Source organism: Undibacterium sp. Tian12W (genome assembly GCF_049339405.1).
Classification (GTDB): domain Bacteria; phylum Pseudomonadota; class Gammaproteobacteria; order Burkholderiales; family Burkholderiaceae_D; genus Undibacterium.
In genome coordinates this window covers 64,822-79,534 of the sequence record NZ_JBMPPK010000007.1, presented here as the reverse complement: position 1 = coordinate 79,534, position 14,713 = coordinate 64,822, and the positions used below count along the sequence as shown (strand labels likewise).

Genomic DNA, 14,713 nt, shown 5'->3' with positions numbered 1-14,713 from the left:
AGAAAACGTTTATTTCGATTTGCCTGTGGTAGTGGTATCAGTTGCGGCAGCAGAGACTGCGGTATTCTGACCATTCTTTTCTTGCGTGTTCTTGCCTGCATTGGCTGAACGGCTGCTGCGCCATGTATCAAATTCGGTAGAGAATTTTTGATAGCGCTCTTTGCGCCAGTCATCATAGTCATTATCCAGCGCTTCAATTTGCTGATTACGCCATTGGTGATAATCAGGATCAAAATGACCACCTTGTTGAGAGTGGCGGGTATCTTCATAGCCACCGCGCGTTACTTGCTGGCTGTTGCCACGGTTATACCCATCACGGTCGCCTGCATTCTGACGTGGATAGGTATTGGGGTTACGCTCATATTGGCCATTGTCGTTTGGATGATAACGGCCATCATTGGCCTGGTTACCATAAAAGTCCTGGCTGGATTGCTGGCCATAAGAACGACCGGACTGACCAGCGTTCTGACGATCGTATTGATCAGGGTAAGAGCGGCCAGGACCATTGTCGTTCAGATAGCGCTGATCTTGCTGGCGGCCACCATCGAGGTCATACTGACCACTGTAAAAACCTTGCGAGCCAGTATTACGGCTTTGCAGTTGTTCGCGGCCAAAATCATTGGCGTAACGAGAGGATGCGTGACGTGCATCCTGATCGAAGTCATTATGGTGACCGTAGGCATCATGACGGCTACCGTTGTTAACATGATGTGACTTGATCTGACGATCACGGTCTTGGAAAGAATGGTCTTGTTGACGTCCGTTTTTCATATAAATCTCCTGAAAACTGATTAAACAAGCTAGCGCGAAATACGCACTCTCTTGAAATTCCAAAGGACCTGTATAAACACAATTTATACGTAATTTATACGCAATTGCAATTGCGGCAGAGATACAGGCTTGTGCAGGTCCAAAGTAACAAGTGACTCACAAAAGACCCAAAAAAAATAGCAGGGCTTTCTTTGATCACTGAATGTCCACTTTGAACATACCAAGGACAGTGTAAGCAGAAGAGCAATTTTTACGTATCAGACCAGTCCTAAAAACCTGTAAGACTTGACTGTCGGACAGCAAAAAACAAAATCGGTAGCAATAGATTCGTGGCGAATCAGAATTTATGGGTATCAGGAAAATGAAAATTATCCGACGTGATTATTGTGATGGTTTTGAGGTTTTTGATGATAGTGGCGATGGTGACCATCATCAGGATTGCTCATGATGTACCACATGCTGCATAAGCAGCGTTGGTTCTGCCAATGCCTGAGCTAAAAATGAAGGACGTACATCTAATGCCATCAATTCTGTACGTTTAAACCAGGCAAAAGTCAGTTTGAGTTTTCCTTCGTTACCGATATAAGGTCCAGCAGATGTCAGCAGACGTGATGCGGGTGAGAGATGAACCAAAAAATATAGACCCAGTTCATGATGTTTTTGCTGCCGGTATTCAAAAAAATTCTCTACCGTCCACAAGAGCTTTCCGCATGTTACCTGCTCAGACAATTCCTCCTGCATTTCACGCACGACTGTGGCCGCAGCTTGCTCGCCCGCATCAACCCGCCCGCCCGGCACGCACCAGAATGCATCGCCTTCGATTTTATGCAAGAGCACCCTGTCACCATTCAGAATGATGGCAGCAGCCCGCAGGTTATAGCGGTATTCATCAATATCAAAAGAAATCATGGCTTGGACATGAAAATGTTGGTCAGGCCTGGCCTGGTTTATTCGGCCACCAGCAAACTGGTGGCAATCTGCTGTGTGTCCTTCAAGGTTTGCAGTACGATGTTTGACCTTATATCAAGCACACCGGTGGTTTTATACAGACGTTCAAGTACAAATGCTGAGTAATGCTTGAGATTACGTGCACGCACGCGCAACAGGTAGTTGGCATCGCCGGTGATGATATAAGACCCGACAACTTCCGGCCATTGTTGCAAGGCTTGCGAAAAATTTTCATGCCATTGTTCTACATCGCGCCGCATGGTGACCTGGACAAAGGCATCAACTTCCAGGCCAACTGCCGCAGCATCAATGACGGCACAATAATGATGGATGATACCCGCCTCTTCCAACATGCGCACGCGGCGCAGGCAGGATGATGGGGACAGGAATACCTTGTCAGCAAGTTCCTGATTACTGATGCGGCCATCGGCTTGCAATTGCTGGAGGATTTTAAGATCGGTGGCGTCGAGTTGCATTTGACAATCTCTTTTTTAATTTATGACAAACCCTCTTAAGAAAGAGGCACAAGCGCATAGGCACAAAGACATAAAGGTCATACTGAGACAAGCGAAGGAGCAGGAAAGCTTACTTGCAAGCATTCTTTGCTTCCAATATGCCGCTGTGGTGAGTGTTTTTTAATCTATGATTACCATCAGATGAAAAGAACAAGTAATTGCAAAGATGAAAACAATCTGGTGCCTTTGCGCAATGCACAAACCCATTAATGCATTTTATATCAATATTTCAGATATAAATCGCAGAATATTCTATTATTTTCGATTTTCATACTGCAATTTGCAAGAAAAATTCAGGCAATCGGGCATAAAATCTCTGCATATTTTTCATGAACCATAGCCGCGCGCAGGTCGTTACAGCGAAGATGAACTGCTTTGCCTGCTACCAAAAACTTACCGGGCTTGATACCAGCCCACTACGCGCCATATTAAGGAGCCTGCCGTAATGACACAAACCACCACCATCACCCGCAGTGATTGCGAAAAGCTTGACCAACAAGATCCGCTGGCCACCCTGCGTGAAGAATTTGATTTGCCTGCCGGCGTGATTTATCTGGACGGCAACTCCCTCGGTGCGCGCCCCAAGGCAGCGCTGCAAAGGGCACAAGATGTCATCACCCGCGAATGGGGAACTGATCTCATCAAGAGCTGGAATACTGCTGGCTGGTTTGATATGCCATCCACGCTGGGCAACCAGCTCGCCCCTTTGATTGGTGCCGCAGATAATGAAGTAGTCGTCACCGACACGACATCGGTCAATCTGTTCAAGGCCATCGCCGCCGCGTTGCAGATACAGTCAGCAGACAACAAACGCAAAACCATCATTACTGAGCGCAGCAACTTCCCTACCGATATCTACATGGCGGAAGGCGTCACCCGCTGGCTGGATCGCGGTTATCAAATCCAGTTGATAGACTCACCGGAAGAACTGCCAGAAGTCATCAATAACAGCACGGCGCTGGTGATGCTCACGCACGTGAATTACCGTACTGGTTATTTGCATGACATGGAATCAGTTACTGCGCGTGCCCATCAACATGGTGCCCTGATCTTGTGGGATCTAGCCCACTCTGCTGGCGCAGTACCGGTACACCTGAACGCTGTAAATGCCGACTTTGCCGTAGGTTGCACTTACAAATACCTGAATGGTGGCCCTGGTTCACCAGCATTTATCTGGGTGCCGGCACGTCATCAGGAAGTTTTTCACCATCCATTATCCGGCTGGTGGGGCCATGCCAGCCCGTTTGCCATGAACCCTGGCTTTACGCCTACCCCAGGCATACGCCGCGCCCTGTGTGGCACCCAGCCTATCACTTCATTGGCCATGGTCGCCTGTGGCCTCGATACTTTCGGCAAGACCGATATGCAAGCAATACGCAAAAAATCGCTGGCGCTGACGGACATGTTTATCGCCCTGGTAGAGGCCCGCTGTGCATCACACCCGCTGGAGCTGGTCACACCTCGCCAGCACCAGCAACGTGGCAGCCAGGCCAGCTTCAAACACCCGCATGCCTATGCCGTGATACAGGCGCTGATCAAGCGCGGCATCATCGGTGACTACCGTGAACCAGCCATCATGCGTTTTGGTTTTACACCGCTATATACCAGCTTCGTGGATGTCTGGGACGCGGCAGAAGGCTTGCGCGATATACTCGACAGCAAAGACTACGATGCCAACGCTGAGCGTAATGCAGTGACTTGATCGTTAAGACCTCTTAACACAAAGACGCAGAGACACAGAGAAAAGCAAAGAGAAGTCCAAATGCATAAAAAGCTTTTCGCCTTTCTCTGAGTTAGCTGTGTGCAGTGGTTTTACGTGCGAAAAATTTTAAGGAAACATCATGAGCAACAACGAACAAGCTGGCAAATGCCCTATGTCATGGCATGGCGCGCAAATGGATTTTAGTGAATCCATGAGCTATGGCGATTATCTTGGCCTTGACCAGATATTGACTGCGCAACATCCGCGCTCACCCAATCACAATGAAATGCTGTTCATCATTCAGCATCAGACCAGCGAACTGTGGATCAAGCTGATGCTGCATGAACTGCATGCCGTGCGCCAGCACATACGCAGCAATGATCTGCCACCAGCCTTCAAGATGCTGTCGCGCGTCGCCCGCATCATGGACCAACTGGTGCATGCCTGGGATGTTTTATCTACCATGACGCCCAGTGAATATACGGCGATACGCCCTTATCTGGGTGCCTCATCAGGCTTTCAGTCACATCAATACCGTGAACTGGAATACCTGCTGGGCAACAAGAACGCGACCCTGATGAGCGTGCACGAAAGCAAACCCGAAGTACATGCAACCCTGGATGCATCCCTGCGCACACCATCGATTTATGATGAAGCCATCATGCTCTTGTCACGCCAGGGTTTTGCGATAGATGCAGACCGCTTGCAACAAGACTGGTCACAAGGCGTGGTTGCCAATGAATCTGTCAAGGCGGCGTGGCTGCAAGTCTATCAAACACCAGAAAAATACTGGTCTTTGTATGAACTGGCAGAGAAACTGGTGGATATGGAAACCGCCTTCCGTATCTGGCGTTTCCGCCATGTGACGACGGTGGAGCGCATCATCGGCTTCAAAACCGGCACAGGTGGCACTGCAGGTGTCAGCTATCTGCGCAAGATGCTGGATGTGGTGTTGTTCCCGGAATTGTTTGCTTTGCGGACGGCTTTATAAACCAATGCTATGCTCAAGGCTCTGTGCGGGCCTTGTTCAATATCTTTCTGAACGTCAAACTAATTCGCTCACCAGCCCCAGGTTCTTTAGGAATGGCGTGCAGCCATTCCTCTTGAATGCTTGCCGACATATACAGCAATCCTCCCGCTGGCAAAGGGTAAAAATATTCCTGGTTTTTATCTTCTTTGCTGCGGTAGGCGATATGTCGCAAACTGCCAAGCGAGACGATGGCGACGCCACTACCTTCTGCCAGTTCATCAGTAGAGTCTGAATGAAATCCCATGCTTGAGTTACCGTCCAGGTAAAAATTCAGCAGGCAATTATTGGGTAAAAAACCGAGTTCATTTTCTACATCCTTACAAATCACCTGCAAGAATTGTGGCATCTCAGTCTCAGCATACGAGATTTGCGAGTAATCATAGGCAACGCCAAAGCTCGCCGTTTTACGGGCGCACATTCTTTCATCCCAGATGACCTCTTTTTTCAAGAGATCAAACAAGTCCTGCGGTGCTGTAAGAAAATTTGGCTTCAAATAAATATTTGGTGTTGACATAATTATTTCAGCGGCGTTTGCTCAGGTGCTGGCTCCTCTGCATTGACGGTAGGTTCATGCAAAATAGTGTCAGTCTCCAGCACACGCTGCTTTTGTTTCCACAAGCTGCCGCTGGCAAATGCCGACCAGCCCCACTTCAACCAGCCAAGTAAGGACCATGCCAGCCACAAGGCCCACAGCAACATCAGGCCACGATAGACCAGCATGGGGAGTGATAATACCCAGGCGGTTTGCAGGTCTGCCATCGCCCTGTCCAGATACCATACAAGGCTATTGGCGCTGGAACCATTGCCGACAACCTGCATGTCGGGTTGACCCAGCAAGCCGCTTTGCACGGCATCCAGCAAGATGCACAGCATGACCAGTGTCAATACCGCCAGGCCCAACTGACGCAAATTGAACTGCCATCTTGCTGTGACTGTCTCAGCCGCTGCCGCGCGCCGGACAAATGCAAAGAACCAGGCCACAACCAGAGCTGCGCACCACCAGGTAACCTGGGTTAAACCGAGGGTCAGCAACAGCCATTGTCGGGTCGTGACAGGCAAGCCTGCATAACGGCCAAGGGCAACTGCAACCAGCAACAGGACGATGAGCTTGCCCCAGAACAGGATGGCAGGCCCTATGCCGGGCCCACTGGCGAGCAACAGCCAGCGGTCTCGTGGCAAGATCAATTGCAGGGTGTGGTTAACACTGGCCTGCTGTAAATTCACAGTGGCAGTCGTATAGCTGACCACTGCGCCCTGATCGAGACGCCATTGCACTTCTATGTCTTGCGCACCTGGCACTACCGGCAACACCAGTTGCCTGCCATTGGCACGCAATGGCCTTAACTGATGATTGATGTTCACACGCTGCAATACCGCGCCCTCAGGCAAGGTGAGGGTGTAGTCGCCACCACGGCTGCTACGCAAATGCAGTCTCAGTTGATGATCTGTAGCCCTGCTGCCTGGGCTGACGAGCAAGCGGCTTTCATCTATGGTCAGGGTTTGTCCGGGAATGGCTTGTGGACGTTCTACAGTGATAGCCAGGGTCTCGCCCGGCCATGGCCGGAACACCAGATCAGCACCGCTCTCACCATTGCTGGCATCACTGGCGAGTGGCGGTAATCCTGTCGTGCCCAGATGCCAGATACCTGAGGCGGCGATAACCCAGGTTTCAACCCAATTGCTTTGCTGCGCAAGATTCAGTTTAAGCTGGGCAGTTTGTGGCAAATTCGAATGCCATTCCATGCTCTCACTTTGTGGCCCCAGATTAACGGCAACCTTGCCATCCCTGATATTCAAACCAGCAGTAGTGACTGCCTCACCCGGCAATAATGGAATTTGCGCCAAGACAGGCTGGCCCGAGGGAGACAGGCGCGAGACTGTGGTTTCGACTTGCCATTCCTTGTCCAGTATCAGGCGACGGGTGACACGTAAAAAACTCGGCAAAGCATTCGCCTCAGTCTTGCTGCTGGCCTTGATGCGGCGGTTGAATTGCAGGGTATCGGCAACACCAGAGTCGTCTGACAAACCTGCCACATCCCAACCATCTGCATGTACATCGACCTGTCTCGGCTTTTGCGGCAGGGGCAGTTGCAAGGTATCGCTCTGCATCAGTTCGCCTGTCAGTTCCAGTCTGTGTCGTCCTGCCGGGGCCAGCAACCATATGGTTCCATCCTCGGCACGGCTTATATAGGCTGGCTTGCCGTCCAGTTGCGCCTGCGCAGGTAACCAGTTTTTTATACCACCTGGCAATGGCAAGGCAACTTCAATGGCGGCATCAACATCCAGCCCAAGTCTGACACTGTTACCATTGATTTGCACCATCATGCGCGAGATTTCTGCACAATTTGGCAGGCAGTCTGCCGGGCGGGTTAATTTTTGTTTTAACTCTTCCAGTTTTCCATTGTCCGGCATCTGGGCATGTGCAGCTTCGCTGTACACAACAGGAAGTGTAATCAAGCTGCACATCACCAACAGGGACGCGGCCTCGCCCAAGCCACGCCATGGCCATCTGCCAGCAACTGGTTTGTCACTGCCCGAAGGCCCTTGATTTGATCCTTTTCTCAACTCGCTAACGCACAGCAATAAAAAGCCCAGCAGTATCAGGCGCAACACAACCAGCAGTTTATTTGCCCAGGGTGGTAACAGCCATAAATCCAGTTGTTGATCCTGCCTGACCGGGCCATCAAAAATCAACTGATGGGAACGCCAGTTCCAGGTGGGTAAGCCCGGGCCAGTCTGCACCTTGGCATCGGGGTCCAGCACTTGATAGTTAGTTGCGCGCGTACCGACAATTGCCTTGGGACTGGTCGTTCTATAAGATCGCACTGCGTCCCCTTTGGCGAGTTTTTCGGCAGCGCGCTCGGCTGGCTTGACTTCCTCTACCATCCTCGCTGGAGGCGGAGGTGGTGACGCAATTTCAGCATTGCTACCGCCCTGCACTTCTGTATTAGCATCGACTGGTATTGCAGCTGGCGCAGCGGCAGGTGTTGGCGACATATCGCCTTGAACTGTCTGATACCTATAAGCTGCACTACCATCGGTCTCAAGCACAGGGTACAAAGCTGAACGTACCTGTTGCGTGGCAAATGACAGCGTCAGCAAGACCAGCACCAGCAAACTGACTTGCTGCAAACGCTTGATCCAGATCTGGAAGCGGCTGGCTGGCAAGGCGCGCAAAATCGCAGTCAGTGCCAGCAAGACTATCCATGAATAACGTGGCGCATCTGCCTCCTGATAAGACAGCACCAGCGCAAACAAGGCAAGTGCGCCCCATTGCCTACCCCACAACTTGCCCGCAGCCAGCGCAATCACCAGCACCAGGAAAAAATCCAGCAAATTCCAGCGAGACAGCCAGGCTCCTTCGGCCCGGTCAGTTCCGCCGGCATGCAGTAAACGCCAGCCTGCCGGCAAGATCAATTCTATGCCCAGCTTGTCAAAATCCTTTTGCCAGGTCACGGCAGAAAGCTTGCGGGTGCTATTACCGATCACACTGTCAGCACCCACATCAATGCTGCCGCGCTGGATTTCTATGCCCGCCAGCTTGTCACTGCCACGGGTGATCAACTGGTCTTGTCCGGCTACGCTGACACGACCAAGTTGGGCGATATTGCCCATCGTCAGGCGGTTGGAATGACTGATGTCACCTTTGATCTGGTCACTCATGGTCAGCGTGGAGCCATCAAAACTCAACCACAAACGGCGTTGCAAAGACAGTTTATCCGGCGCCGGATCACTGTCGCCACGGCGTATCTCCTTGAAGTTAAATGTACTGCCAGCACGCATGAGATATGCTGGCAAATTACGCCATTCTGGCGGCAAGGTAGTTTGTTGCGGATCAACGGTGGATGGTCCTTCTATCGCCACCGTACGTATCAAGGGGGTCGCTTCATAAGACCAGACTTCTTCCTCAGCACCTTCGGGCATGCTGAGAGACTTGGAAGACCCGGACTGACGCGCCAGCAAACGTATTTCCCACTTGCCTGCCCTGACCTGTACTGTCATGCTGCCGTCCGGCTTCAGGCTGGCAGGTAATCCAGAGCGTAATTCCAGCGGGATCAAATCTGGCAAGAGTGCACGCTCCAGCTTGATCTCTCTGCCCTTGCCGGAGACTTCGAGCCGGATATAAGTCTCTACCATGACCGGCACACCATCCGTGATTTTACGGAAGGTGCGTATCTGGATTTGTTCGCCACTGTCTGCATCGGCTTTGCGTTGCAACCACAACTGATTGCTTTCATCGCGCACAGGGAAATTCACTGCTTTGCCATTCAAGTCCAGCTTCAATAAAGCCGCATTTTGTGGCAGGGGTAAAAACTCTGGTACTGTAGTCCAGATAAATTTACCTGCCAGTTTATAGGTGCCACGCGTCAGTTTTATAACAGGCATTTCATCGCGTGCCAGTACTGCCTGTGGTTTGCCATTGGCACTGACTTCTTGCGGCCAATGCAGGGCACTGCCCGGCAAATAAACCCAGGTGTCTCTATGCACTTGCATATCCTGGGCAAAACTCGCCCCCTGCGCATTTACTTTTATATCCAGCAGGCCGGGCCATACGCATTGCTTTTGGCTGGCGTCAGCCCCCTGTTGCGGACAACCGAAGTTTTCTACACCATCCAGTGCCCATGGTACCCATGTCTTTAAGGGATCGGGGACGGCACCGACAGGGAATTCAGCAGCCTGGCTGGCGTGGCTGAGCAATGAAGCAAATAAAACGATGACTAAGGCTGCAATGCAATTCTTCAGCATTCTGTATCCCTGATGGTTAAGATATGGTCACGGCAATTATAGTGGCATATTTTGCAATAGCACCCGGCGTTGGTGATTTTTATTTGCAAGCTTCTTTGCCTGGCTAAAACAGAAATCATTATTGACCTGCCTGAACTTCACAAGCTCTACATGACGCCGGTATGACGCCTGCATGACATAAGATACCGCCGGAACTGCCAAGTTCTACCAGATAATACTTGTCGTTTTATAAAACTATACCTTGTACGAAAACATAGTTTATTGACAAATAACTAGCGATACTGCGCCCGCTGCGGTGCCTGTAAGCCACCACTCTGCAAGCCTGCAAACAGATTGGGCAGAATTTACACAGGCGCCCGGCATTCCATTCTTTCCTGAAGATACTGATGGCATACTTTTTTATGGGACCATGCATATGCGCTTGAACAATATACTGATTGCCGCCTGCCTCTCCGGCGTGCTCGCTGCCTGTGGTGGTGGCAGCTCCAGCTCTACGGCTCCCGTCACCACGCCAGCCGTAGAAGTACAAAAACCGGCAGCACTATTGACCGGAGATGCACTGCGCGCCGAAGTTGAGCGCTTCCGCAGCACCAACAATTTTCCTGCAGTTTCAGTCACTATCGTCAATCAGGATAAAGTAGAAAACGTCGTGACAGGCACCAGGCAAGTCAATGGCAGCCAGGCTGTGCAAAGTACAGACCTGTTCCAGTTGGGTTCGCTGACAAAAGCGGCTACCGCCACTTTGGTAGGCCGCCTGGTGGAACAAAAGAAGCTACGTTGGGATAGCACGATAGCAGAGATATTCCCTGCCTGGCGCACGCAAATCCGTCCTGAATATTTGAATGTCACGGTAGAACAATTACTGCGCCACCGCTCTGGCCTGCCACGTGAAGTGAACGATGGAACCATAGAAAAAGCCCTGCCCTTGCTGACTGGCGACTTGCTGGCAGACCGCCGTGGCCTCGCCGTTTTGCTATTGCAAGACGTTCCTGAATATCCACCCAACAGCAAGATGGTGTATTCAAATATAGGTTATGCCCTGGCTGGTCTGATGGCCGAGGTCGCAGGTGGTGACAGCTATGAAAACCTGATGCAGAAAGAAGTATTTGCACCACTGGGTATCAAAGGACGCTTTGGTTTTCCTGAAGATGCAGGCGTCAATAACAATATTGGGCATACCCTGGTCGGCGGCAAGTGGCAGGTTACATCATCTCTCGTCGATCCCCGCTACGCATTTTTTATCAATGCTGCAGGTGGCATGAATCTGAGCCTGGCTGACTATGGCCTCTTCTTGCGTGAACAACTACGCGGCTTGCAGGGCCAGAGCACTTATCTGACTCAAGCCAATTTCCAGCTGATGCACACGCCTGTCGATAATTATGGCATGGGCTGGGGTATCGCCACTGTTCCTGGGCTGGGTAATGTCAGCATACATAACGGTACAGAATTGACTTATTACGCCAGTAACAGAGTGATCCCCAGCAAAAACGTTGCTATTGCTATCGCCTGCAATTGCTATAACGAAGCCGCCATCAGCAAGCTGGACGATTTTGCAGACTCGCTGATGCAGCCGCTGATACCTAAATAATGACAAACCGGCTGAGGCCAATAAATTGATGCTTTGTGCCCAGTGCAGGCACAAGGCATCATTGCACGCAGGTCATGCAATGGCCCGCAAAGACGAACCGCACCAGCGCCAGTGACAATGCAAGCACATATGCATTGATGAAACGCCAGAGACGCAAGCCATCACCAGTACGCCATGCTGCAAAAATAGCCGCCAGCGTCCCCATCAACACCGGCGTCAATATCAGGTTGATGATGCGACCCACACTGCTGTGGATGAATGCCTGCGGAAATATCCATAAGCTGGCGAAACCCGCAACGACACCGAATACGATATATAAAATTGCTGTGACAAGCGGAGACCGTGGACTACGCTCACGCGTCTCTATTCCTGATGTGAACACCAGTTCAAGAATTTCAAAGACCAGCTGCAATAGAATTTCAAAAAAAAATTCAATCATGGTGTCCCATCACGCCTGACTAATGCGCCAGCAATTGCACGGCAACCATGGTCTGCGCGACCACACCAGTTAAAAAAGCCAGCGTACGCACCCAGGGTATGCCGAGGGTATAACACACTGCATGTACCACACGGGCAGCAAAGTAGAGCATGCTGGCATTGGCAATTACCGGATTGGAGATATTCATGGCATTGGCCAGCAGTATCAGGGTAGCGAACACCACCAGATTTTCTACTGCATTGCTGTGCGCTTTCATCAGGCGCACTGCCCATTGGGATTGCGGCTTGCTGTTATCTGGATAACCAACCGCTGCCAGCAGGCCACAGGTCAGCACGCGGTCAAGTATATAAGGTATCCACAATACGCCAGTCAATATCGTGACATAGCTCAGGTACAGCAATTCTGTTTTCATGCTCACTCCTCGTCTCAGGTTGGATTATCATTGACCAGGCGACTATGTTAGCGCCCAGTGCCAGCGATTATGCTATGACAACAAGCACTTGTGCTTATTTTTTCAACAAGCTCAATTTTTGGCATGAAAACAGCAACAGTTTTATGCAATCCTGCTTAAAACCCCTGTTTTATCCAAGCGAAAACGCGCGAAGTCCTCAGCCAGAAACAGATTGCCCTGATAATGCGCCCTCGCTTCTGTCTCGATGTCGCCTATAAACGGTGACCTTTCGCTGTCATGCTGATAGCGCGCACTGAAATGCGTTAGCACCAGGTTGGGCAAGGCAGCAGTAGCAGCAAAGCTGGCGACGGCGGCGGCAGAACAATGCTGGACGCGCGCGCCCACTTTCTCTGCCACTTCTTCTGTATAAGTCGCTTCATGTACCAGCACATGGGCTTGCTGGCTGGCTTCCAGCAACAAGTCTGGCGCGTCATTATCACCGCCGACGATGATGCTGCGTAGCGGATAAGGGTGATGCAGATAATCGTGGCTGATTAATTTTTTCCCCTCATGAATGACATCTTCACCTTTTTTTAAACGTCCCCAGAGCGGGCCTGCTGGCACACCCTCGGCTTGCAGTTTGGCGGTGTCCAGCACCGCCTCAGTATGCTTCTCACTGAAGCGATAAGCATGCGAAGGTACACGGTGTGACAATTTGATTGCGCTTACATTGACGGCATGATCATGCCAGGCATCCATGTTCTCAACATCCGTGAATACCAATTCGTACGGCAGGAAAGATTCTGACATTGCATGCGTGACCTGCAACCAGTGCTGTATACCTGCAGGTGCAATGATGTGCAAAGGGGTTTTGCGACCATGCATGGCCGCACTGGCCAGCAAACCCGGCAAACCATAACAGTGATCACCATGCACATGGGTAATAAAAATCGCCTGCAAGCCATGGATGGATAATGAGGTATGCAATATCTGATGCTGGGTAGCTTCGCCGCAATCAACCAGATACCATTCACTGCCCTGGTCAGGCAATAAAGCCAGGCCAGTGACATTGCGCTGACGGGTAGGTGCACCTGCCGAGGTGCCTAAAAATAAAATATCCACAATTTCCTTAAACTTGATTTTCTGTTCTTCTACTGATTGTATGGAAATTTGTCGTTGTTGCAAATTCTAACAATACAGTCTCTAGCATACTATTCTGTATGCTGATTTGCGCTTATGATGCAAGCTCACAATTCATCATCTATCTGAGACATGAAAATTCCTGCTGCCCTGCAATCACTGCAGTCTGTTACCAGTGCCGTTACCAATGCCTTGAGAGAGCGCCAGAAAGAACGCAAGCGTCTGCGTGGGCCTGCTGACTTGTATTATGCCATTGCCGACTCCATCAGCATGCTTGATGCAAACTCCTGGCAGGAACTGGCGGCACAATCTGGCTTTTTCATGTCGCTGGAATATCTGGGCGCACTCGAACAGGTATTGCCACTTAATCTCTCCGCCCGCTATGCGCTGATTTTTGATGGTACCGGCGCAGATCGCCAGTTGGTCGCCGCCGTGTATATGCAAATTGCCGATATCAGCCTCGCGCAGGCAAGACCAGAAAAATCAACGGACACGGATAAAAAATGGGCACTGCCGTTGGACCAACTGGCCCAGCATGCCAAACAGCGCATACTCAGTTGCGGCAATTTCCTGACCTTTGGCCAGCACGGCATTGCCTTTGCCAAAGATGTCGATCCCAAGCTGGCATGGCATGGCGTGGTCGAAGTGTTATACCGCGTGCGCCAGGCAGAAAAACTCGCAGGTAAAACCCATTTTGTCATGATCAAGGATTTGCATGATCCTTACATAGACCAGGCTGCCCACCTCGAAAATCTCAGTTACCGCTATGTAGAAACTGAGCCTAACATGGTACTTGAGCTGTCACCCGCCTGGAAAAATTACGACGACTATCTCGCCAGCCTCGCATCCAAATACCGCAGCAATATCCGCAACGCCATCTTCAAACCACTCGATGAAGCTGGCTGCAGTGTAGAAAGGCTGGATGACCTGAGCCCGGTGATTAACGATATCTTTGCGCTGTACAAAGCGGTACAGGTGAATGCCAACTTCCGTCCGTTTGAATTATTGCCTGAATATTTTCCTGTCTTGCAGGCTGCCGCTGGCGACAAGTTCAGGTGCAGCGTCATCAAGCGCGATGGCCGCTTGTTAGGCTTTTTGATTTCCGTCGCAGACGGTGAAACGGCGATTGCCTATCACATAGGTTTTGACCGCGCCGCCGCAGAAGAATTACCAATCTACCTGCGCCTGCTGCATGCAGGCATTGCCGACGCGATAGACCTGGGTTGCAAACGTATCTCTTATGGCCGCACAGCACTGGAACCCAAGGCTGCACTGGGTGCCAAGCCGCAAACCTTTGGTGTATTTGTGCGCCACCGTCAACCAGTGCTGAACAAACTCATGAAACGCCTGTTACTGGGCATAGAACATGAAGATGCACCTGACCGGAATCCCTTCAAAAAAGAAAAAGCGGCCAAAGCTGAAACATCATCGTAAAGCCTCTTA

At 50.9% G+C, this 14,713-nt stretch carries 12 protein-coding genes; 4 read left to right on the top strand and 8 right to left on the bottom strand.

Annotation, left to right across the window (positions count from 1 at the left end):
* Positions 1-9: 9 nt before the first annotated feature.
* From ACO0LI_RS10350 to ACO0LI_RS10340, 3 genes are all read right to left on the bottom strand, one after another.
* The gene (locus ACO0LI_RS10350; RefSeq protein WP_423032497.1) at positions 10-771 is read right to left on the bottom strand and encodes a hypothetical protein; all 762 of its coding nucleotides are present in this window, start codon (positions 769-771) and stop codon (positions 10-12) included.
* A gap of 432 nt (positions 772-1,203) precedes the next feature.
* Positions 1,204-1,680, bottom strand: a complete 477-nt coding sequence (locus tag ACO0LI_RS10345) for an NUDIX hydrolase (RefSeq protein ID WP_423032496.1) — start codon at positions 1,678-1,680, stop codon at positions 1,204-1,206.
* Between the two features lie 38 nt (positions 1,681-1,718).
* On the bottom strand, positions 1,719-2,195 hold the full coding sequence (locus ACO0LI_RS10340; protein WP_162040649.1) for an Lrp/AsnC family transcriptional regulator: 477 nt from the start codon (positions 2,193-2,195) through the stop codon (positions 1,719-1,721).
* 484 nt (positions 2,196-2,679) lie between these two features.
* On the opposite strand from ACO0LI_RS10340, the gene kynU reads away from it, so the two are divergent.
* On the top strand, positions 2,680-3,936 hold the full coding sequence (gene kynU, locus ACO0LI_RS10335; protein WP_423032495.1) for a kynureninase: 1,257 nt from the start codon (positions 2,680-2,682) through the stop codon (positions 3,934-3,936).
* 139 nt (positions 3,937-4,075) lie between these two features.
* A complete protein-coding gene (gene kynA, locus ACO0LI_RS10330; RefSeq protein WP_423032494.1) occupies positions 4,076-4,927 on the top strand; it encodes a tryptophan 2,3-dioxygenase in 852 nt (283 codons plus the stop codon).
* Between the two features lie 13 nt (positions 4,928-4,940).
* On the opposite strand, the gene ACO0LI_RS10325 is transcribed toward kynA, so the two are convergent.
* Positions 4,941-5,480 (bottom strand): alpha-ketoglutarate-dependent dioxygenase AlkB, encoded by a 540-nt coding sequence (locus ACO0LI_RS10325; protein WP_423032493.1) that lies wholly within the window; start codon positions 5,478-5,480, stop codon positions 4,941-4,943.
* 2 nt (positions 5,481-5,482) lie between these two features.
* Complete coding sequence (locus tag ACO0LI_RS10320; protein ID WP_423032492.1) at positions 5,483-9,712, bottom strand: hypothetical protein; 4,230 nt, start codon at positions 9,710-9,712, stop codon at positions 5,483-5,485.
* Between the two features lie 415 nt (positions 9,713-10,127).
* Here ACO0LI_RS10320 and ACO0LI_RS10315 point away from each other — a divergent pair, with 415 nt between their 5' ends.
* Complete coding sequence (locus ACO0LI_RS10315; RefSeq protein WP_423032491.1) at positions 10,128-11,300, top strand: serine hydrolase domain-containing protein; 1,173 nt, start codon at positions 10,128-10,130, stop codon at positions 11,298-11,300.
* 58 nt (positions 11,301-11,358) lie between these two features.
* Here the strand turns inward: ACO0LI_RS10315 and ACO0LI_RS10310 are convergent, their stop codons facing one another.
* From ACO0LI_RS10310 to ACO0LI_RS10300, 3 genes are all read right to left on the bottom strand, one after another.
* On the bottom strand, positions 11,359-11,739 hold the full coding sequence (locus tag ACO0LI_RS10310) for a hypothetical protein (protein ID WP_423032490.1): 381 nt from the start codon (positions 11,737-11,739) through the stop codon (positions 11,359-11,361).
* 19 nt (positions 11,740-11,758) lie between these two features.
* Positions 11,759-12,151, bottom strand: coding sequence for an MAPEG family protein (locus tag ACO0LI_RS10305; RefSeq protein WP_423032489.1), 393 nt, complete (start codon positions 12,149-12,151; stop codon positions 11,759-11,761).
* A gap of 141 nt (positions 12,152-12,292) precedes the next feature.
* The gene (locus ACO0LI_RS10300; protein WP_423032488.1) at positions 12,293-13,252 is read right to left on the bottom strand and encodes a ribonuclease Z; all 960 of its coding nucleotides are present in this window, start codon (positions 13,250-13,252) and stop codon (positions 12,293-12,295) included.
* A 150-nt stretch (positions 13,253-13,402) separates the two neighbouring features.
* Between ACO0LI_RS10300 and ACO0LI_RS10295 the strand changes: the two genes are divergently transcribed.
* Entirely contained in the window at positions 13,403-14,704 is a 1,302-nt protein-coding gene (locus ACO0LI_RS10295) for a GNAT family N-acetyltransferase (protein ID WP_423032487.1), read from the top strand.
* The last annotated feature ends 9 nt before the right edge of the window (positions 14,705-14,713 follow it).

Bases quoted from the DNA above. Each gene is read 5' to 3' on its own strand.
- kynA (WP_423032494.1), top strand. From the start codon at position 4,076: ATGAGCAACAACGAACAAGCTGGCAAATGCCCTATGTCATGGCATGGC.
- ACO0LI_RS10315 (WP_423032491.1), top strand. From the start codon at position 10,128: ATGCGCTTGAACAATATACTGATTGCCGCCTGCCTCTCCGGCGTGCTC.
- kynU (WP_423032495.1), top strand. From the start codon at position 2,680: ATGACACAAACCACCACCATCACCCGCAGTGATTGCGAAAAGCTTGAC.
- ACO0LI_RS10340 (WP_162040649.1), bottom strand. From the start codon at position 2,195: ATGCAACTCGACGCCACCGATCTTAAAATCCTCCAGCAATTGCAAGCC.
- ACO0LI_RS10325 (WP_423032493.1), bottom strand. From the start codon at position 5,480: ATGTCAACACCAAATATTTATTTGAAGCCAAATTTTCTTACAGCACCG.
- ACO0LI_RS10350 (WP_423032497.1), bottom strand. From the start codon at position 771: ATGAAAAACGGACGTCAACAAGACCATTCTTTCCAAGACCGTGATCGT.
- ACO0LI_RS10310 (WP_423032490.1), bottom strand. From the start codon at position 11,739: ATGATTGAATTTTTTTTTGAAATTCTATTGCAGCTGGTCTTTGAAATT.
- ACO0LI_RS10295 (WP_423032487.1), top strand. From the start codon at position 13,403: ATGAAAATTCCTGCTGCCCTGCAATCACTGCAGTCTGTTACCAGTGCC.
- ACO0LI_RS10320 (WP_423032492.1), bottom strand. From the start codon at position 9,712: ATGCTGAAGAATTGCATTGCAGCCTTAGTCATCGTTTTATTTGCTTCA.
- ACO0LI_RS10345 (WP_423032496.1), bottom strand. From the start codon at position 1,680: ATGATTTCTTTTGATATTGATGAATACCGCTATAACCTGCGGGCTGCT.
- ACO0LI_RS10305 (WP_423032489.1), bottom strand. From the start codon at position 12,151: ATGAAAACAGAATTGCTGTACCTGAGCTATGTCACGATATTGACTGGC.